Origin of the sequence: Lunatimonas sp. (assembly GCF_020832325.1) — a bacterium.
Lineage (GTDB): Bacteria > Bacteroidota > Bacteroidia > Cytophagales > Cyclobacteriaceae > Lunatimonas.
The window spans coordinates 38,231-57,942 of the sequence record NZ_JAFIEU010000027.1; the positions used below are offsets into that span (position 1 = coordinate 38,231).

A 19,712-nucleotide genomic window follows, 5' to 3' on the forward strand; every position below is an offset into this window, starting at 1 on the left:
ATAGCCTCAACGATGCAAAATAGTAATATAAAGCCGAAAGGAAAAAAGGAAATAAAGCAGCTGATATCTCTGCACGTATTGCGGTGTGCCTTTACATGCTGCTTATTGATAGTTGCTGCTTTTCAATCGTTTGCCCAGTCTTTGCCCTTGGCCACGCCGATTGTGGATGAGTACCTCCGCAGACAACAGATGCAGGGACATTTTCCTGAGGGTATTTCCTTTATGGTAAAACCCATTCCTTTAAATACCGTTGCGGGTTCCGAAACCCTGCACCTCGATGAGCAGATAGGTAAACTTTTTGCTCAGAAGGAGTCGATAGATGAACTCACGGTTACAAAACTCCCCCTTCAGACACATTATCAGTTAAACTCCGCCTATCCATTTGGACAAAACAACGGAGCGATGATTCCAAATAGGGGAAGCCAATTTTTGATTACCGGGGGGCTTTTGGCACGTTATGGCAACTTTAGCCTTCAGTTGCAGCCAGAAATTCACTTTGCTCAAAATAAGGAGTTTAGAGGAATGCCTAGTACACACAGCACCAACTGGAGGGACTATTATGAATTTTTGAACCGAATCGATCGGCCGGAGCGCTTTGGTGAAAATAGTCACAGCACCATGCTCTTGGGGAACAGTAGTATTCGGTATACATTGCCCAATGGTATTTCTGTTGGTATTTCCAACGAATATTTATGGTGGGGCCCTGGCTATAGAAACTCGATTATGCTGAGTAATAACGCGCCTGGATTTATGCATTTTACGGCAAATACGGCCAAACCGATTGAAACTGCGCTCGGAAGTTTCGAGGGTCAGTTGATTGCGGGAAGACTTCAAAATTCTGGTTTTCTTCCACCAAATCACGAAATGGTGGTCAGTAGAACTCCGCTGTATGACCCGAAACGGGACGAAGACTCGAGGTATTTGGCAGGATTGGTAGTTTCTTTTCAGCCCAAGATAGTCCCAGGATTGTTTTTAGGGTATAGTAGTACTTCCCAGGTATATACCAATGAATTGAACGAACTGGGAGATTATCTTCCCATTTTTAATGGGCGAAAGCGATTTTCCGATATAGATGATCCCGTGATTGCGAGACGACAACAACAAAGTGCTGGTTTTTTACGCTGGCTTTCTACCGAAGGACTATTTGAGATTTATGGTGAGTATGGCACCAATGGAAACAGCAAAACCACCCGGGAAGCGATGGTCAACCCAGATCTATACAGGGCATTCACACTCGGTTTTAACAAGCTGATTCGGTTAAGAAAAGAGGATGAGTTTATCCAGTTGAACTTTGAGCAAACCCAAACAGGACAGACCGTTAGAAAAGCAATCCGTGAGAGTAGGACTTGGTATACGCACGATCACGTCCGTCATGGTTATACACACAGAGGCCAAACGCTCGGCTTTGGACACGGGTCAGGGAGCAATTCCTTGTTTTTAGAGGTTAGTTGGGTGAGGCAAATGGATAAAATAGGTGTGCAGTTTGAGCGTATAGTGAATAATAACGATGCCTTTTACCTGCATTTTGAGCACATCAATGGATGGGATCGCTATTGGGTAGATTTGGTGCCCTCGTTTGTACTAGACCGAAAGGTAGGCAGCCTTCTTATTTCGTCCAGATTACAGTACGTAAACACACTAAACTATTATTGGGTGCTAGAGAGGGACCCAAACGCCACGCTGTACAGGCTACAAAAGGGAGATGATCGAAAAAATATCGTTGCCCATATACGAGTCGCGTATTTGTTTTGAAAGGCATATATTCTCTCACGCGAGAGGCCCCTCTCTTATTTTTTTATTAGTTTATGTGATTCAAGCTGGTTTTTACCCATCATATGGATCAAATAAAGTCCCGGAGGGAATGCATCCAATTGCAGCGTTATCTGATCTGTTACGAATTCCGTACTTTTCCAAACTTCCGCACCGGTAGCATCTAGAATTTGTATCTGGTTTAGGTCTCTTAGTTTGGCTGCTGAAAGTTGGATGTGCAATACGCCTGTTGTAGGATTCGGATATATGTTGTCTGCAAATGGATAACGGGTTTCGCTGGGAATTAGAGGTATTCCGGTGATTAGATCTGAACCCAGAAGTGGAAAGGCTCGCAACGCTACGTTGTTGAAACGAACATTGCCGGAGGTATTTTCGGTGTTTTCGAAGAAATCGATTCGTAGCTGAAGAGAGGCATTGTGCGTTGTGCCCGGTCCGGACTCAAAACTAACCTCAATCAGTGAATACTCGGTTGACAATTCAAATTCGGTTTGACTCAATGCTTCCTGCCTCCAATCTTCGGATTCGTCAGAACGGTAGGAAAGTACGATTTTTCCCGGTCCGTTTGCCGTGCGTGATACCGCAGCTGAAAATATTGGCTCTTTATGTCCGGTCGTAGGCAGGTCTAGAATCAGGTACCCTTTTGCACCGGCAATTTCCAAGGGATTCCGGACACGGATACCCCGCATGGTAGATTCTTCTAGTCCCAGCTCGTCCAACAGGTCTTTTTGGATGTTCAGTTGGGTAGGGTCATTGACCCGGTCCATAATTCCCGGGATGAGCGATGATTCCGCATTTTCTGGAGCGGGTATATAGCGTATAGCGCCTGGTAATTCGGTGGCTGAATAGGTAGCAGAGATTTCCGATAGTGGAGTGTCGTTTTCTATGCTGGTGTCAAAGTGCCAATAGTGAACAGTCGTCAACCGTTCTTCAGGGTCTTTGGAGAAAAATGCCTGTACGTGTGTGTCTTTTTCCACTGTGAGCACCAATGAATGCTCATTTAACTGCTGCCCATCCACCTGCCAATAGTCAAAGAGAAATCCTTTTGTGGGCTGGGCGGTAAGCGTTATTGGAACTCCTTGAAAATAGACACCTTTCCATGGATAGGCTTCTGCCCTCACGCCTGGGGTTGTGGGATGGATAGGGGTTTGGTTTAGTTGGATAAATCCTGCAAGAGGGTCATTAACGTTCAATGTCAGTTCTGTCTCTTGGTTGATTTGAAAATGTTCGCGAAGATGCCCTCGTACGGCAGTTTGCCTTTCTTTGACAAACCGTTCCATATGGGCCACGTTGTCCCTCCAAACGGAAAGTGAACTGGGCTGTCGCCATCTTTTTATGTGCTCTTCCATTTCGGGGGCAATTTTATCCCGGAGGTCTGCTAAGAGGGCCGTAGTTCTGTCTGGATGCAGTGCGGTGTTCAGTTGGTCTAGAAACCGTACCAGAAAGCGCTCCTTGTATTCCGGGTGCTCCAAGAGTTTTCTGAATACGAAATTTGGCCACTCCTGTCCTCCTTGGCCTGTCCTGGCGGTTACCCACTTTACGGTATTATGGTCAGCATTGTTGACATGACCTAGTCCAAAATCTGTGTCATACAAAATCCAACGGAACCTGCCATCCCTACCCTTCGGGAGGCCTGGCGCATACGTTACACGTTCCCGCCAAAAATCAATGTTGTTATGCGGCCAATCGGTATTTGCCACATAGATTTGGGTAATCATATAGTCGATATGGCTATCCAGATCTATGTAGGTGTCTATTTCCTCAAGGCTTGAAGCATCATTGGGGTTTAGCTGCGCAAGTCTTGCCAATACGAAGTCATATTTCTTCGCATCGCCTTCCTGAACTGTATTTCTTCGGGTTAGCAGATCGACATTGTCCGGGTCTACACCAAATAGGTTTTGCAGATAGTATTTGTCCTGCCGTTCCCGAATATTGTGAATGCCCCAATATTCTCCATTTACAAAAAGGATGGAAGGCTCGTACGCTTGGTAGTCTACATCGAGATGACGGACCAACTGCTGGGCATATGCATCACGAAAATAGGTGTCTCCATAATCATTGCCTGAGCCTCTAAGGATAAACCTTCTGGCATCAACGTACGACCTTTCATTGAAAAGCGGGTAGTTCAGGCTGCTATTGCCATAGGAAGATCTTAGGTATATCCGTAATGCCTTTAGCGGAAAATGCCTGGTAACGCCTCCATGTATCCGAATGCCGACATCTTCCTGAAATCCAATTTGCCCATTTTTACCAAAGTAGGTAATATTTGCCGGTCGCTCCCACTCATCACCGCGTTGGAAGTAGTTTCCGGTGTAATGGGGAGAAGGATTACTTGCATCGTAAGTGTTTCCGGGTACAAAGAGTCCTGTTTCGTTAGAAAACAGGTTTTCTTCGTCTGTCACCAGCGAAAGTACAGGGAGGGAATAGTGGTTGTTGCCTCTTGGAAAAACGAAGTAGGTGAAGGTCTGTTCCACCGGTTCGTGACCGGTTTTAACAGCCAAGGTCCGAACCACGGTACCTTTATTTACCTTACCGTCCGGCGACCTATATCCACGTTCGCCTCCATGATTCGTCGTCCGTATCATCGAAAAGTAATTGTTTGCAGACGACCGGTCCGAGAGTGTTCGACTGCCTTGCCATTGTGGACTTGATGGAGTAGGTTTGGATCCATCCAAGGTGTAGTGTATTTTGGTCCCGCTATCTGCGGCTGTAAAGTCAACAGTCACCTCGCCGGTATAAAATCCCGGGGGAGTAGTAGCACTGATGGGCGGAGTGACCCCCTGCGTGATGGCACCTCCTGCGTTGGGAGATCCGGGGGTTGCAGCTGAAAAGAAGGCAAATTCGTTCGATCCATCCGTTTTTCTTCCGTACGAGATATCTGTAGGGATTGCAATGGCTTCTATTTGATCGATTACTTCACCTTGGGGGTTGGAGAGGATCAGCGGTTCTCCCGACGCGGAGATGCTGAAATTTGTGTGTATTTCCGACCCTGTCTGTGTGTCTTTGCCAGATGCCCAGACGATCAAGAGGCTTTTAGCCGGGACAGATATCGAAGGGAAAATCCACTTTTCAGGATTGGAGAGATTGTCTGAGAGTCTGAATCCTTGCAGATTTACAGGAGTATCGTGTTGGTTATAGATCTCGATCCAATCGCTATAATCCCCGTCTCTATCTGCCACGGTAGTGGCGTTCGAAGACATGATCTCGTTTATGAAAAGCTGTTGGGTAAATCCTTTTGCCCTGGGTAACAGCGTTAGACTGACAATCAATAATACATAAAAAACCCAACTTCTCATTTCACTTCTCACTTGAGCCATTATAGGTTAATTTTCATCAAAGAATAGGTTTACGTTTGAAACGCCCCCTAGAGCTTTTAAATCCGAGACCATCGCTGGACCCAGTTCTTCGGATTTTAAACGGATATAAAAAGAGGCCTCGATGGCACTACCTACATCTTCCTCGACCGCTTTCAGATTGACTAGTTTATTTTTTGAGCAGTATTTCTTCAAAGTTGTTTGAAAAGGATTTTCTCCAATTACCTCGTCAAGATAGAGAATTTGCAGCAAAAATTCACGTTTGGGTGGACTGGCATAGTTTAGTTTGCTTGTAATGAAAATCGCGGCACCGATCAAAACGGTACTTGCTAGGGTCACTGCGTAGAGTCCAACTCCTGCCGACAATCCAATTCCTAATGCGAAAAAGATAAACATGATATCTTGACTTTCTTTCACAGCTGTTCTGAACCGAATAATCGACATCGCTCCCACCAGTCCAAATGCCCGTGCTACGTTGTTTCCGATGACCATGATCACCAGGGCAGTGATCATAGTCAGCATAATGATTGAGTTGGTGAAACTGGACGAATAGCTAACTCCGCGGTAGGTGATTCGGTAAAGAATCGCAATGGCTATCCCACAAACAAACGCAATGAGGATGTTGGCAATTGCTTCCCGTACGGTTAACGAAAAAGTAAATAGTTGCTGAAAATTTTCTTCCATTGTTCAGTTTTTTCTAAAAGAATAGGGAGTGTTCTACGCTGTTGGTATATTTAGATAGTGCTTCAGGTTTTAGCCGAAATTCCCCGACGATTGACTTGGCCCAGCTGGGCATCTCCGGTTCAAAATATTTGACCTCCAAGATAAAACTTTCTTTCCAAACCTGCCGCAATCCTTTGTTCGAAAACAAGCTACTGAGTTTGTCGGTTTTTTTCTGACGTATTCGTTTGTCAAACGTTACCCTGACTCCTGGGTTAAATCGCCCTTGGTAGGCCTCTCGATCGTATACAATCAGGTTCTTAGGAGCAAGGTTATACCTTTTTATGTTGAATAAAAAGCGGGACAGGTTGTCATCTACTGTTTTGGATTGAGAAGCTAGACGGTTCAATCTTGAATGGAGTACTATTTCCTCTAATTCTTGATAGGGAATGAATACACGATTTTTATGAATTCGATCTGTGAGTTTGCGTTTGATTTCCAATACTACTTTTGTTTCGGGCGTGACCGTTCCATATCCTCTAACCCTCATCTTCTTTCGTTCACTCAGCCCCTCTATTTTTTCGTAAAATGATTTTGAATCTTTTGAATCGAAGTAAATACTCCTTACCGTGTATTCAGGTATACCACCTTTCATTTGAGTAAATCCATCCGGTTCTAGAAACGGCATAAATCTACGTCTTAGCCCCTCCAAGTCACCGTTGCGCACCAGATACTTTTTTTCGTAGCGGTAACGAATCATCGGGAAATAGTTTTGTTTATAATCCGATGAACATATTCTTTGAGCGAAATCTCTTCACCCAATATTTTGACTTCGACCAACTCCCCCAACGTTTCCAATGAGATGTTCTCATCGACTTCCGCAGTTGCGAATACCACCTGTTTGTTATTCGATTGTTGAACTAAATTATTTATCGAAGTGATTTTACCGGTCAAATAGGTCTTTTCTGACAGGCTATAGAATGAAATTTCGTTACCGAGTTTTATAAACTTTTTTTCGAAAACCTCAATGGGTATTACGACAGCTAAGCGGGAAGTGTCCCATACTGTTAGTTGCATGCGGTCTGGTAGCAGGTCAATGTTTTTCTTTAGGATACCGTCAATCGGAGAAATCACCGTGAAGTAGCTTAACCTTTCACTGATCTTTTCCAACTGGTTTGTAGTTTGAATAATCTTGGACCGGATCAACAACTCCTGTTCAGGTTTGTCCCCTGTGATGGCAGACGTGTACTCAGCGGATCTTATTTGCAATTCAGCTTCCTTTAACTTAAGCGTATTTTCAAATATTTCGTGTTCCCGCTTACTAATGACCGAATCTTCATAGAGTACCTGATTACGTTGAAAAAGCAACGTTTCTGTCTTCAGATCTTGCTCTGCTAATTTCAGTTTTTCCCAACTTACCTCAATATCTTCTGGTTTTTGCCCTGTTGTATAAAAAAGCAATTCGGCTTGAAGAACTTCTAATTCATCCTGTAATTGCCGATACCTTCTTTGCTCTTCGTTGGAGTTAATATATCCAAGCGTATCTCCTTGTCTGATCCACGGATTTTCTTCCGCGTTGTGTAGAAGGCGAAATTCTACCACGTCGCCACGAGAAAACTCGGTAACATTGAATCTATCGGTGATGCCCTTGAAATTGTCCTTGAGTAACGTTATGAAATTTCCGTCTGCAAAGCGTTGGAGTTCCCATGCTTTACCAGGCAACACCATGCCACGTGAGTGTATAGTGTACACTGTGCTTATATTAACCGTGGCATAATACATGCCGCTAAGCACGATTAATGATCCTATAATCAGTAGAATGAACCTTATATTACTTTTTTTCACAATTCGACTCAGTATCCATTTATTGCCAGTAAAAATTTTGATTTACCCGGAAACCTCTAGGCATACCGATTATGGTTCCGTATTTTTGAAAATTCTATGATCATTTGGTGACCCCTCAGATTACAAATTTAATCTAAAAGATAAGATGTGATTAAAAATTTAACAAAAACATAATATTTTAATAACAAATAGATTGACCTACAGGATGTTGGACGTTTGCAACTAATTGATGTCAAACTTGAAATAACAATTTAGATGACAGTTTAACAAAAGAATCGCTAAAACGCAATCCTTTTTTTGTAGTAATTCGCATAAAAAATATTACGAAACGGAAAAATAGTGAAAAAGCCTTTTGAAATCTGTTGGTAGTTCATCCAGATTGTGGTTGTAATTTTGGAAATGTGTTTAATTTGGTTTAATAATTGCTAAGGTATCGAATTTAAAGTGAATCTTTAAAGACCCCGTTTCGTTTGGAATATCAAAAGCGGACCGTGAATAGGTTTTAAATAGTTACCAAATTACCTTATTTAATAATGGAAGAATCCGGAAAAAAATCTTCAAGCCAAGAGAAGGGAAAGAATATTTTGATCATTGTTTTGGTCATCTTGGTTGTGTTGAGTGGCATTAGGCTTTTTGCAGATCATAAGGAAAAGCAGCAAAAAACAGAAGAAATTCTTTTGTTGTCCGAAGAAAATACTGATCTCAACCTGCGCCTTGACTCAATCACTTTTCAACTTGACCTAAGAATTCAGGAGATTCAGCGTTTGGGGGGAGACATTGATTCCCTCTTGGTAATTAAAGATCAACTGCTGAAGGCAAGGAGTGATGATAAGAACAGGACCATTGAAGATATTGATCGCCTAAATCGGGAGATTGATCGGTACAGGAGGGTATTGGTTGCCAAGGATAACGACATAGCTGAGCTGAAGCGGGTGAATGAGCAACTGTTTTCAGAGAACAAGGACCTTAAGTCGGCTAATGCCGAGATAGAAGACGAAGTAGTCAAACTGAACATCAAAACCCAAGAGTTGGAGGACAAAGTTACCGTAGCAGGAAGACTGCGGGCTGAAAATATCGTCATAGCGGCTGTTAACGCACGAGGGCGTGAACGTGAAGGTGAATTCAGAAACCGGCAGTTGGAAAAATTGAAGATCACCTTTACGCTAGCTGAAAATGAACTAGCCCCTTTGGGCACCAAAGATATCTATCTTCAAATTCTGTCTCCAAACAGTCAGGTGATTTTTGATGTAGCCAAGGGCTCTGGCACCTTTAGCATTGATGGGAGAGAGGAGTTCTTTACAGCTCGGCAGGATATCCTGTTTGATAACAGTAAACAGCGACTGACCTATTTTTACGAAAAAGGATCCGACTATGCAAAAGGAAGGCATCAGATTCGGTTGTTTGCTGACGGTGTAGAAATTGGCTTCCAAAGCTTTGAAGTCAAATAATACCTAATCTATGTTGGTATTTTGGTCAGATTCAGTTAATTTTGCCGACTGATTTAAATATCACACATTTAAAAAAACAAAAATGTTCCAAAAAAATTACGAGACGGTATTCATACTTACTCCCGTTTTGTCTGATGTTCAGATGAAGGATACCGTAGACAAGTTTGTAAACTTGTTAAAAGATGAGGGAGCAGACATTATCAATGTGGAAAATTGGGGGCTGAAAAAAATGGCCTACCCCATCCAAAAGAAGAGTACTGGGTTCTACGTTTTGGTAGAGTTTAAGGCAGATCCTACTTTGATCAAGAAATTGGAGATCGAGTATCGCAGGGATGAGAAAATCTTACGTTTCCTTACTACGGTATTGGATAAGCACGCCATCGCTTACGCGGAAAGAAGAAGAAAAGGAGAGTTTAACAAAAAAGCCGAAGCTAAGGAGGAAGCTGCCAAATGACACTTAGAAACGAACCCATAAACAGAGAGCAGGTTAAGAAGAAATACTGCCGATTTAAGAAGCTTGGTATCAAGTACATCGATTACAAAGATCCCAACTTTTTGTTGAAATTTGTAAACGAGCAAGGAAAGATCCTTCCTAGAAGACTTACAGGGAATTCAGCCAAATATCAGCGAAAGGTAGCAAATGCGATTAAAAAGGCCAGGTTGTTGGCGCTTTTACCTTACGTTACTGACGGATTGAAGTAGTATCCGGAGTTCCATTCCTATCAAATTTGACAAAAGATGAACGTAATATTAAAAACAGATATAAAAGGGCTAGGGTACAAAAATGACTTGGTAGACGTAAAGCCAGGTTATGGTCGTAATTACCTGATTCCCCAAGGTTTTGCCGTATTGGCGACACCTTCTAACAAGCGAATTCTCGAAGAGAACATCAAGCAAGCTGCGCACAAGGCAGAAAAAATCAAAACGGAAGCAGAAAATCTTGCCACTAAAATTGAGCAGACTGTGCTTGAAATCAAAGCGAAAATCGGTGAGTCCGGTAAGATCTTTGGTAAAGTTACTACGCTTCAAATCTCTGATGCCCTAGCAGAAAAAGGGATAGACGTAGATCGGAAAAAGATTGCAATCAGCCAAAGCGTGTCTACCGCAGGTGAGTTTGAAGCTGAAATCGATCTTCACCGTGAGGTAAAAACTTCCGTTAAGTTCAACGTAGTAGCGGAATAAGCTAGTTACAGATACAAAGAAGAAGAGGGACATTGTAACATGTCCCTCTTTGTTTTTATAAGGCTTCCAAGCTTTCGATCAATTTCTTGTTTATTGATCTGGGCTTTTTTTCCTTTTCGATTTTTAGCAGATACAGTGCCTCCTTGCATTTCTCTACAAGTCCCGTAGGGACGCCGTCGAATTGATAACTACCCAAGCACCATTCCAAGTCCTTTACCAAGCCTTCATCCAAGTCTAAGCTTTTGATTTTATCCAAAGCCATTTCCGCTGTTTTTACCAAAATATCCTTTTTCATGTTTTAATGTTGTTAATGGTTGATGATTGTTTTTTGGCAATAATCTATAATATTTCTTAAAATCACAAATACATTGATTGGTAATTATTTAAATGATATAAAAAATACTTAATATATATCATTAATTTTTTATTTTAAACTGATTCTGAACGAAGCTATTTGGTAGTCATTGATTAGTTTAACAAATAATATGTTGAATCTACGGTTAAATAAATTGGATTTGTATGGTGGTGATACCTTTTGATTTAGGGCGTTCCGGGTGTATTGAGTAGGTTTTTTCTATCTTTGCCCGTATGGATTTTCGTACGGCATTCCCTAGTCCTCACTACTCGCATAAGCTTTCCTATGAGAAAGCAGTCTTTTCGATGGGATCCTGTTTTGCTGGCTTGCTAGGGGATAGGCTTTCCGCTGGCAAGTTCAATGTACTTGCAAATCCGTTTGGTATTATTTACAATCCTCTTTCGTTGGTAAAACTTTTGTCAAGTTGTATGCTTGGAGAGGCGTTGGACAAGCAGGGTGTATTGACCTATCAGTCTCGGTATTTCCACTACAGGCTTCATTCCTCCTTTCATGCGCCATCCGAGGAGCTGTTGCATGAGCAGTTTTCAGCGACGAGCCAGCAGGTAATGGATCATTTGACCAGATGTAGTCATGTTTTTCTTACCTGGGGCACAGCATATAGTTATGAGCATACGGAATGGAAGATTCCTGTTGCCAATTGCCACAAGCAGCCCACTGCGTTTTTTTCAAAACGGTTGTTACATACAAGTGAAATGGAAGAAGCCTTTAGGGGGTTCCAAGAGCTACTGTTGCGTATCAATCCGGATGTTCGAGTGGTGGTTACAGTGAGTCCCGTACGTCATATCAAGGACGGTATTCCGGAAAACCAGCTAAGTAAAAGTACCTTGCGGGTTTTGTGCCATCAGCTGGAGACTACGTATGGTTTTGTAGATTATTTTCCAAGTTATGAATGGATGATGGATGACCTCAGAGACTATCGGTTTTACAAAGCAGATATGATTCACCCGTCGGAGGTTGCCGAAGATTATATTTGGACTAAATTTTCGGATTCCTTCATGGAGCCTGCGGTTCGTAAGAAATATGAACGGGTGATTAAAATGCGGAGGTCTATGTCACATAGACCGTTTTATCCGGGAAGTAACGAACATCAACGGTTTTTGGCGAAATTGATCCAGGAAATGGAGGACCTTCAGCCGGAAATAGACTTTTCATCGGAGATTGCCGCTATCCAGTCAAAGATGCTCGACTGCGGAGGGGATGCGTAATTATGCAATTTGTTTAGCGTGTTCATTACACAAGCAGGATGTGGCGGCGATATCCCTCAACGGGTAGAAGCAAGCGGTGGAATTGTTTGATTAATTAGAAAAAAAAGATATCGAGTTGATAGATTTGTTCGGAAATACCAGTGAAGTGCAGGCGGAAGTTTGGTATGCAGATGTCATCATTCCTGTACCCATTCCTAGGATGTTTACGTATCGGGTACCTCGAAACTTGGCGGGAGTACTCGGCATCGGGTTCAGGGTCATCGTTCCGTTTGGTTCCAAAAAGATTTTAACGGGAGTTGTTGGTAGGATTCACCAGAAGGCACCGACTGCATACGACGCCAAACAGATTTTGGATTTGTTAGACAACGAGGCTGTAGTAAATGCGCTGCAAATAAAGTTTTGGGATTGGATGGCCACCTATTATTGCTGTAACCTAGGTGAGGTGATGAATGCTGCCCTACCTAGCGGCTTGAAAATAAGCAGTGAGAGCCGTATACAGCTTCATCCGGATTTCGACTTGGCATCCCCTGGAATCGCTTTAGACAAACGCGAACTGGTGATTTTGGAGGCATTGGAGGAAAAAAAAGAACTCGACATGGAGGCATGCAGCACGCTATTAGGGGTTAAGTCTGTCCATCCCATTATTAAGAGTTTGGTAGCCAAGGATGCGATCTTGTTGTTCGAAAAGCTGAAGGAGAAATATACGCCTAAAAAGGAAAGCCGCGTTAGGTTGCATCCTACGTACGCTTCCGACAAAAAGGAGCTAGAAGCCCTCTTTTCTGAGCTCCAAGGGCAAACGAAACAGGAACAGGTCCTGTTAAAATATTTGCAGCATATCCCCGTTTACCAACAGCCGGAAATCAACCGAAAGGGGATGTTAAAGCGAGCGTTCAAGGAGTCAGGCTTGTCTACTAGCTCCCTTGCTACACTGGTGAAAAACGGTGTTTTCGAGGAGTTTCAGGTGGTTGTGAGTCGATTTGAGGAAGTGGTTCCGGTCGGAAAAGAGTTTACCTTAACCTCGACCCAAGAGCGTGCACAGGAGGATATTAAGAGACACTTTGAAGAAAAGCAAACGGTACTCCTGCATGGAGTTACGGGCAGTGGCAAGACCGAGATTTATATCCGATTGATTTCTGAGGCCCTACAGAGTGGCTCGCAGGTTCTGCTGCTGTTGCCTGAGATAGCATTAACGACACACATGGTTAGTCGGTTATTGGGTGTGTTTGGTTCCAAGATGGGTGTGTATCATTCAAAATACTCTGATAATGAGCGGGTGGAAGTTTGGCAGGGAGTTTTGTCTGGTAGATACGACTTTGTAGTTGGCGTGCGTTCCTCGGTGTTTCTACCGTTCTCCAGTTTGGGGTTGATCATCGTGGACGAAGAACACGAAAGTTCGTACAAGCAGTATGACCCGGCACCTAGGTTTCAAGCAAGGGATTCGGCGATTATGCTGGCTTGGCTTCATCAGGCGAAGGTATTGCTGGGTAGCGCAACCCCGTCTTTTGAATCTTATCAAAATGCGCTAAGTGGAAAATACGGCCTGGTGCAAATGGATGAGCGGTTCGGTAAGGCCGGTCTGCCCCAATACTTACTGGCAAACATCAATCAGGATAAAAAGAAAAACCTATTGAAACTGGATATGACCCGGCTACTCCGGGAAAAGATTCAGGAAGCGTTAAACCGGCAGGAGCAAGTGTTGTTGTTCCAAAACCGGCGAGGTTACTCGCCATTTCTCTCCTGTGATGAATGCGGATGGACGCCTACTTGCGAGCGCTGTGATGTCAGTCTTACCTATCACCAGTATGCAGAGGAATTGAGGTGTCATTATTGTGGATTTAAGGACCAGCCTCCGCAGGTTTGTGGTGCATGTGGGAATCCGAAGATTTCTGCGGTGGGACTAGGTACCGAGCGGATTGAAGAGAATATTGCGTTGCTATTCCCTGAAGCCCGGGTAGCCCGTATGGACTTAGATACCACCAGAAGCAAGCACGGCTATCAGCGTATTTTGGAGGATTTTGCCGCGCGGAATATCGATATATTGGTGGGCACCCAAATGATCTCCAAAGGACTGGACTTTGACGGTGTTACTGTGGTTGGTGTACTAGATGCGGATAGAATGCTGTTTTTTCCTGATTTTCGATCAGGTGAGCGGGCCTTCCAGATGATTACCCAAGTAGCAGGTAGGGCTGGCAGGAGAGAAAAGACAGGTACGGTGATTTTGCAAACCAGAAAACCTGATCATCCGTTGTTCGATTTTGTACTAAGAGGAGACTACGTAGGTTTTTTTCAGTTGGAAATGGCTGATCGGAAGCGGTTTTTTTATCCACCTTGGGTGAAAAATATCCGGATTACGGTTAAGCACAAGGATAACAAGGTTTCCGAAAAAGCGGCAAAATTCCTTGCGGGATTACTCAAAGAGATAACTGTAAAAAATATTGTTTTAGGACCGGAGAAAGGTTTGATTGGAAAAATAAAAAATCAGTATATCTTCGAAATTCTTGTTAAATTAGACCGGCATGGGACTGCTCAAACGGTATTCAAACGAATGCTAGAGGAAAAAATCCATGAGGTATACCAGGAAAGGGAATTTAGGTCTATACGAGTAATCGTTGATGTGGATCCAGCCTAAAGTTGGGTGCACTCGGATAGTTTTAGATTTTTTCTAAAGCCAAAATCGAGTATTTTGTTGAATAGGGTTTGGATCAAGAAGAGATATGCAGTTAGTCGGTATGTGAATGTATGAAAGTCAAAATCTAAACTATGAATAACGTGTCTGTGGTACTCAAAATTGGATTGGTGTTTACTCTCTTTTGCTTTTCGATGAATAGTGCATCCGCACAACTTGAGAGAAAGAGTGGTTGGTCTGCTGGACCCATTTTATCGTCTAGCTTTTTTTCGACAATTGATGTGATCGGACAACGGGTAGAGCCTGTTCCTCAAGCAGGCCTGTTTGCTAGCTACGCCAAAAATCTGAACACATTTTTCGATTTGAAATATTCAGGTAGTCTTTTGGCCGGGTTTTCACCAAATAATGTGATAAATGTTAATGAAGGCAGGCAAAAGATCGCGGAGATAAGTGGTCAGCGTTCTATTGCGTTTGATCTTACGCCAGTCTATTATACCAATCCTGACAGAGTAGGTTATTTACCTGCTAAATATTTGTTTTATGTAGGTTTAGGTGTCGGGTTTTCATTTCATTCGCTTTCTATGGGTATGCTGGAGAGCACCTCTTTTGGAGGGGGGGAGTATGGAAATGAGGTAATTGTAATCGAAGCTAGCGAATCCCGATTCAGTGTCCTAGGGGGACACGTGCCTGTAGTAGTTGGTACCAAGCAAAATAAGCGGGTTGGTAGAAATTTCGGTATTGAAGTGAGAAGTAACCTGTCTTTTTCCAGCCGAATGGATGACCCAGGGCAGAATACAAGGTTAGCTTCTTGGTTGGAGGGTCGATTTTTTGTCGACTTGTAGTGTTAATTCCTCCCGTGGACTCATAATGGGAACCCGATGGCAAAACCTTGAACACCGAATCCTATGAGAATGCTGTTTTTCCTCCTGATCTTGGTGCATGGTATGATCCATGTGCTCGGTTTTGTTAAAGGCTTTGGGTTCAAAGAGGTAAAGGGACTGACGATGCCTATTACAAAGTCCAAAGGGCTGCTTTGGCTGTTGGCAGCCCTGTTGATCTTGGTATTTGCCTGGTTGTATGGGGCTAATGCCAAGTTTGCTTGGATTGTAGGATTCGTGGCTATGGGTTTGTCTCAAGTATTGGTATTTGTCTATTGGCGCGATGCGAAATTTGGAACTCTGCCGAATGTAGCCATTTTATTGGTATCCATCACAATGGCTGCGTCTTACTGGTTTCAGGCCCGAATCGCGCAGGAGACCCTTCAATTGACCAACCACCATCAACCTCTGGAAACCTCCTATGTCACCGAGGAAGCGATTGGCCATCTTCCTGAATCGGTGCAGCGTTGGCTTCGGCACTCCGGTATGTTGGGTAAGCCCTTTATCCATATAGGGAAAGTCACCCAGCGCGCAAATATGAAGTTAAAGCCGGAGCAGAACGCCTGGATGAGCGCCCATGCAGTGCAGTTTACCACTGCGGACCCGCCTTCCTTTATATGGAGCGTGGACGTACGCATGAATAGCTTGTTGGGATTTCAGGGTCGGGATAAGTTTGAGGATGGTAAGGGGGAGATACTGATCAAGGTCAATTCGCTGCTTACCGTGGTCAATGAGGCCGGAGAGAAGTTGGATGAAGGAACGCTACAACGCTACTTGGGGGAAGTGGTTTGGTTTCCTTCCATGGCCTTGAGTCCCTACATCACCTGGGAAGCTCTGAGCGATTCTAGTGTCAGGGCAACTATGGAATACAAAGGTACCCGGGGCAGCGGGGTTTTTCATTTCAGTCCAGAGGGTGATTTGGTGTTGTTTTCAGCCATGCGGTTCCGGGGCAATGAGTCCGATGCAGGCCGAAGGGAATGGATTCTTCAGGTGGAGGATCACAAGGTGTTTGAGGGGATTCGGGTGCCCTCCAAGATGACGGCCACCTGGGGGCTGGAGACTGGGGAATGGACATGGCTGAAGCTGGAAATCGTAGATCTTACGTATAATCAGCCCTTTACCCCCTGATTTTTTTGGCTTATATTTAGGGTATGAACGCAAAAAAACTTACAATGAACCTTCAGCAATCGCTGCAGGACATGGTAGACCAAAAGCGGATTTTCAGTGTGGCCATGAAGGTTGAACGCGGCGACGGCAGTATTTTATGGTCCGGATCCGCAGGGGACATGCGGGTAGAAGATCCGTATTTTATTGCGTCTGTCACTAAGATGTACATCACTGTGATCATGATGAAACTTATCGAAGATGGAAAGGTCAGCCTGGATGATAAAATCAGCAGGCATTTACCCGATAGCTTCTGCGATGGCCTTCACATATTCAAAGGGGTGGATTATTCCCGCCAACTTACGATTCGGCACCTTATCAGCAATACCTCGGGAATTCCCGATTACTTTTTTCACAAACAGGAAAACGGAAGGACAGCAGCCGATGAACTCTTGGAAGGTAAGGACGAAGCATGGCCATTAGACAGGACCATCTCATTGGTTAAGAAGCTGGAATCGAATTTTATACCAGGAAAAAAGGCCGCCTATTCCGATTCCAACTACCAGCTATTGGGCAAAGTTATAGAGGAAGTGACCGGCCTACCTCTGAGCGAAGTGCTGAAAGCCTGTATTTTTGATCCCCTGAATCTGAAACACACCTATTTGTACGAGGATCCGAAGGATACTAGACCGGTTCCATTCTACTACGGGACCAAGAAATTGTGGCTGCCGACATATATGGCTTCAATTGGGCCGGAGGGTGGTATCGTTTCCACCATTGAGGAGGTAATGGTGTTTGTAAAAGGCTTTTTTTCGGGCGTCTTTTTTCCAACGTCACGCATTGCATCCATGAAACAGTGGAAGACGATATTCCCTCCTCCCGGGCTGTTTCTTTTTGGGGTAGGATTGGAGAAACTATGGATTCCATGGATATTTTCTCCAATTAAGTACCCTGGAGAGATCTTGGGATTTTGGGGGCAGACCGGCAGCTTTGCCTTTTACAATCCGAAAACGGACCTGTATTTCTGCGGGACCACCAACCAAATCGATGGAAGAGGCCATCGAAAAGCAACCAGCTTGATGGTAACGACTATCAAAAGCTTGCTATGATGGGTGGATTTGCCTACCATTCCGGATGAAACCAGAAGAATAGTTTACCAACGATTCTAAGCGCAAATGGGGGAGGAGCTGCAAATACCGACCTACAGAGAGTTCAACGACTATTACAAAGCCGCCAATACGCCCATGCGGTCCATGAACGACGCATTCCATGTCTTTCGCTTCAGAGACTTGGGTGATGATATCGTACAGGAAATGGGACCGTATAGCATCAGCTATTTCCAAATTGCCATTGGGAGTGAAATTAAAGCAAAGGTGGATGTCTTTGACCTGCGCGAAGAAACCGAAGCTTATACTATGGTGGTTTTTCTGCCCGGTCAAATCCTGTCTTGGAAAAAAACGGGCAATTGGGACGGATATTTGGTGAATTTCAAGGAATCATTTTTGAACTTGGGACGCATAGGTCATCAGAAGGAAAGCTTTGCATTTCTTCATCACGTGAACCCGTTGATCCTGTCGCTCTCCAAAAAGGAGTACCGGCTGTTGAGGGGCGTTTTTAAGTTGATGCTTCGAGAAAGTCGTGCGTTTGGGGAGGAACAGACCATGGTGACACGCAACTTGCTACAGGTTTTGGTAGTCTATGTAAACCGAATTGTGTCCGATAGGGATCAATCCGGTATATTTGTGGTTTCTCCATACCAGCAGGTAGCAACCAGGTTTAAAAGTTTGGTTCTTGAGCACTACTTGAAGGAAAAATCGGTGACATGCTATGCCCGAATGCTGGGTATAAGCTCCGCTTACCTAGCGGATGCAGTAAAAAAGGTTTTTCAAACCACGCCTAAGTGTTTGATCAATGAGATGACCTATTTGTACGCGAAAACCCTGCTAAGCTCAACGGATATGGGCATCAAGGAACTGGCTTGGACCTTAAACTTTGATGACTACAGTCATTTTGTAAAATTTTTCAAAAAAATGAGCGGATTGACCCCTGCTGCTTTCCGAAAGGGACTGGAAAAGAAGGACTGAGAATTCCAATATAGCAATGGATCTGAGAATACGGTCATTCTAAACTGATTTTTGTACCAAATTTCCACTGGTTTTTTCCCTAAGAACGGGGTTTTTTTTGGTGAATTTTACGGTAAATCAACAAGTTATCTTACCAAAATTCCAATACAATGAAAGTCCAGACAATACACAACACAGCCGCAAAAAACGATTCCCACCAGGTGTCCAAAGACAATAAACCCCTTGTCGGAAGAATGAGGTTTTATTACAAAAATCCGATCGTAGATGCCTACTTTTCCTATCTCCTTGCATTTGGAGCAAGAGGAGGAGCCGATGTGGGCGAAGCCTTTGCTGCCGTCAGGAATGTTGGACAGTATGATACCCAAGCATGGGTACGTGAACTCACCAAAATAGCAGATTTATTAGAAATTCAAGCGCAAAAAAGCCTTTCCCGTGGACATGCCATAACAGCCAGAGAAACTTTCTTACGTGTATACTACTTAAATAGGGCTGCTCTGTTGAATCTGAGTCCTGTGAAAGAAACCCAGCGCTATAATGAAATCAGAAAGCATTCTGTAGAAAATATCAGGAAAGCTGCGGCATTATTTAACCCACCCATTGAAGCCATTGAAATTGAATTTGAAGGGAAGAAACTACCTGGTTATTTTATCAAACCAGATAACAGCAATGTCAAAAGGCCGACGATATACAATGTAGGTGGAGGAGAATCCTTTTGTGAGGACATGTGTATGATATTTGGCATAGGTGACCAGGAACGTGGTTACAATATGATCACTGTGGACCTTCCCGGAATGGGAAATACCGCGGCAGAGGGCATGAAAATGGAACCTGCCATGGAAAAACCTATAGGAAAAGTAATCGATTACCTGGAAAGCAGACCGGATGTGGATATGGAGAGGTTGGCGGTTTTTGGTCCCAGTTTGGGAGGTTACACAGTGGCCAGGGCAGCATCCAAAGACAAGCGTATCAAAGCCATGATCGCAAACAGCATCATTTTGAACCAGTATGACTATCTGGTGCAGGCAAAAGAGTTGAAGATTTTGGCCAAATACGAAAACTTCCCCTTGTTCAAAATGCTCACCAGGCTGTTTGGGTCTTGGTTGGGCGGTTTGTTCAATGTGATGGATGTTTACAAATGGAGATGGAAAGTGAATACCATACAGGAATGGCTAGATGCCTGTAAGGAGTTTAAAGCAGACCCTTCCGCTATCCAATGCCCCAGC

General features: G+C 43.8%; 17 protein-coding genes. 12 read left to right on the forward strand and 5 right to left on the reverse strand.

The window, feature by feature from the left end; translation table 11 throughout:
- Positions 1-12 precede the first annotated feature (12 nt).
- Positions 13-1,752 (forward strand): capsule assembly Wzi family protein, encoded by a 1,740-nt coding sequence (locus tag JJU34_RS10340; protein WP_228692284.1) that lies wholly within the window; start codon positions 13-15, stop codon positions 1,750-1,752.
- Positions 1,753-1,787: 35 nt separating this feature from the next.
- Here JJU34_RS10340 and JJU34_RS10345 read toward each other — a convergent pair whose 3' ends face one another.
- From JJU34_RS10345 to JJU34_RS10360, 4 genes are read right to left on the reverse strand one after another with little or no spacing between them, the layout of a single operon-like run.
- On the reverse strand, positions 1,788-5,084 hold the full coding sequence (locus JJU34_RS10345; protein WP_228692285.1) for a CotH kinase family protein: 3,297 nt from the start codon (positions 5,082-5,084) through the stop codon (positions 1,788-1,790).
- 6 nt (positions 5,085-5,090) lie between these two features.
- Positions 5,091-5,765, reverse strand: a complete 675-nt coding sequence (locus tag JJU34_RS10350) for a DUF4956 domain-containing protein (protein WP_228692286.1) — start codon at positions 5,763-5,765, stop codon at positions 5,091-5,093.
- Between the two features lie 13 nt (positions 5,766-5,778).
- The gene (locus JJU34_RS10355; protein WP_228692287.1) at positions 5,779-6,501 is read right to left on the reverse strand and encodes a polyphosphate polymerase domain-containing protein; all 723 of its coding nucleotides are present in this window, start codon (positions 6,499-6,501) and stop codon (positions 5,779-5,781) included.
- Positions 6,498-7,535 carry a hypothetical protein gene (locus tag JJU34_RS10360; protein WP_228692288.1) on the reverse strand — a complete coding sequence of 346 codons (1,038 nt, stop codon included), beginning with the start codon at positions 7,533-7,535 and terminating at the stop codon, positions 6,498-6,500. Before JJU34_RS10360 ends, JJU34_RS10355 begins: the two co-directional genes overlap by 4 nt.
- 584 nt (positions 7,536-8,119) lie before the next feature.
- Here JJU34_RS10360 and JJU34_RS10365 point away from each other — a divergent pair.
- The 4 genes from JJU34_RS10365 (at position 8,120) to rplI (ending at position 10,216) form a co-directional block, all read left to right on the forward strand.
- Positions 8,120-9,034 carry a hypothetical protein gene (locus JJU34_RS10365; protein WP_228692289.1) on the forward strand — a complete coding sequence of 305 codons (915 nt, stop codon included), beginning with the start codon at positions 8,120-8,122 and terminating at the stop codon, positions 9,032-9,034.
- Between the two features lie 82 nt (positions 9,035-9,116).
- Positions 9,117-9,488 (forward strand): 30S ribosomal protein S6, encoded by a 372-nt coding sequence (gene rpsF / locus JJU34_RS10370; protein ID WP_228692290.1) that lies wholly within the window; start codon positions 9,117-9,119, stop codon positions 9,486-9,488.
- Positions 9,485-9,736, forward strand: coding sequence for a 30S ribosomal protein S18 (gene rpsR, locus JJU34_RS10375; RefSeq protein ID WP_010853333.1), 252 nt, complete (start codon positions 9,485-9,487; stop codon positions 9,734-9,736). Before rpsF ends, rpsR begins: the two co-directional genes overlap by 4 nt.
- Before the next feature lie 36 nt (positions 9,737-9,772).
- Positions 9,773-10,216, forward strand: a complete 444-nt coding sequence (rplI, locus tag JJU34_RS10380; protein WP_228692291.1) for a 50S ribosomal protein L9 — start codon at positions 9,773-9,775, stop codon at positions 10,214-10,216.
- A gap of 55 nt (positions 10,217-10,271) precedes the next feature.
- Here rplI and JJU34_RS10385 read toward each other — a convergent pair whose 3' ends face one another.
- Entirely contained in the window at positions 10,272-10,511 is a 240-nt protein-coding gene (locus tag JJU34_RS10385; RefSeq protein WP_228692292.1) for a hypothetical protein, read from the reverse strand.
- 293 nt (positions 10,512-10,804) lie between these two features.
- Here JJU34_RS10385 and JJU34_RS10390 point away from each other — a divergent pair, with 293 nt between their 5' ends.
- The 7 genes from JJU34_RS10390 to JJU34_RS10420 all read left to right on the forward strand — a co-directional run.
- Positions 10,805-11,797 carry a GSCFA domain-containing protein gene (locus JJU34_RS10390; protein ID WP_228692293.1) on the forward strand — a complete coding sequence of 331 codons (993 nt, stop codon included), beginning with the start codon at positions 10,805-10,807 and terminating at the stop codon, positions 11,795-11,797.
- Positions 11,798-11,912: 115 nt separating this feature from the next.
- Positions 11,913-14,426, forward strand: coding sequence for a primosomal protein N' (gene priA / locus JJU34_RS10395; RefSeq protein WP_228692294.1), 2,514 nt, complete (start codon positions 11,913-11,915; stop codon positions 14,424-14,426).
- A gap of 131 nt (positions 14,427-14,557) precedes the next feature.
- The gene (locus tag JJU34_RS10400) at positions 14,558-15,265 is read left to right on the forward strand and encodes a hypothetical protein (protein ID WP_228692295.1); all 708 of its coding nucleotides are present in this window, start codon (positions 14,558-14,560) and stop codon (positions 15,263-15,265) included.
- Positions 15,266-15,328: 63 nt separating this feature from the next.
- Positions 15,329-16,429 (forward strand): DUF6544 family protein, encoded by a 1,101-nt coding sequence (locus JJU34_RS10405; protein WP_228692296.1) that lies wholly within the window; start codon positions 15,329-15,331, stop codon positions 16,427-16,429.
- Between the two features lie 44 nt (positions 16,430-16,473).
- Positions 16,474-17,514 (forward strand): serine hydrolase domain-containing protein, encoded by a 1,041-nt coding sequence (locus JJU34_RS10410; protein ID WP_228692297.1) that lies wholly within the window; start codon positions 16,474-16,476, stop codon positions 17,512-17,514.
- A gap of 66 nt (positions 17,515-17,580) precedes the next feature.
- On the forward strand, positions 17,581-18,489 hold the full coding sequence (locus tag JJU34_RS10415; RefSeq protein ID WP_228692298.1) for a helix-turn-helix domain-containing protein: 909 nt from the start codon (positions 17,581-17,583) through the stop codon (positions 18,487-18,489).
- Positions 18,490-18,638: 149 nt separating this feature from the next.
- Positions 18,639-19,712: alpha/beta hydrolase (locus JJU34_RS10420; protein WP_228692299.1), on the forward strand; the 1,074-nt coding region annotated here is incomplete at its 3' end.

Bases quoted from the DNA above. Each gene is read 5' to 3' on its own strand.
- JJU34_RS10340 (WP_228692284.1), top strand. From the start codon at position 13: ATGCAAAATAGTAATATAAAGCCGAAAGGAAAAAAGGAAATAAAGCAG.
- JJU34_RS10345 (WP_228692285.1), bottom strand. From the start codon at position 5,084: ATGGCTCAAGTGAGAAGTGAAATGAGAAGTTGGGTTTTTTATGTATTA.
- JJU34_RS10365 (WP_228692289.1), top strand. From the start codon at position 8,120: ATGGAAGAATCCGGAAAAAAATCTTCAAGCCAAGAGAAGGGAAAGAAT.
- JJU34_RS10350 (WP_228692286.1), bottom strand. From the start codon at position 5,765: ATGGAAGAAAATTTTCAGCAACTATTTACTTTTTCGTTAACCGTACGG.
- JJU34_RS10385 (WP_228692292.1), bottom strand. From the start codon at position 10,511: ATGAAAAAGGATATTTTGGTAAAAACAGCGGAAATGGCTTTGGATAAA.
- rpsF (WP_228692290.1), top strand. From the start codon at position 9,117: ATGTTCCAAAAAAATTACGAGACGGTATTCATACTTACTCCCGTTTTG.
- rplI (WP_228692291.1), top strand. From the start codon at position 9,773: ATGAACGTAATATTAAAAACAGATATAAAAGGGCTAGGGTACAAAAAT.
- JJU34_RS10405 (WP_228692296.1), top strand. From the start codon at position 15,329: ATGAGAATGCTGTTTTTCCTCCTGATCTTGGTGCATGGTATGATCCAT.
- JJU34_RS10415 (WP_228692298.1), top strand. From the start codon at position 17,581: ATGGGGGAGGAGCTGCAAATACCGACCTACAGAGAGTTCAACGACTAT.
- rpsR (WP_010853333.1), top strand. From the start codon at position 9,485: ATGACACTTAGAAACGAACCCATAAACAGAGAGCAGGTTAAGAAGAAA.
- JJU34_RS10410 (WP_228692297.1), top strand. From the start codon at position 16,474: ATGAACCTTCAGCAATCGCTGCAGGACATGGTAGACCAAAAGCGGATT.
- JJU34_RS10390 (WP_228692293.1), top strand. From the start codon at position 10,805: ATGGATTTTCGTACGGCATTCCCTAGTCCTCACTACTCGCATAAGCTT.
- JJU34_RS10355 (WP_228692287.1), bottom strand. From the start codon at position 6,501: ATGATTCGTTACCGCTACGAAAAAAAGTATCTGGTGCGCAACGGTGAC.
- JJU34_RS10400 (WP_228692295.1), top strand. From the start codon at position 14,558: ATGAATAACGTGTCTGTGGTACTCAAAATTGGATTGGTGTTTACTCTC.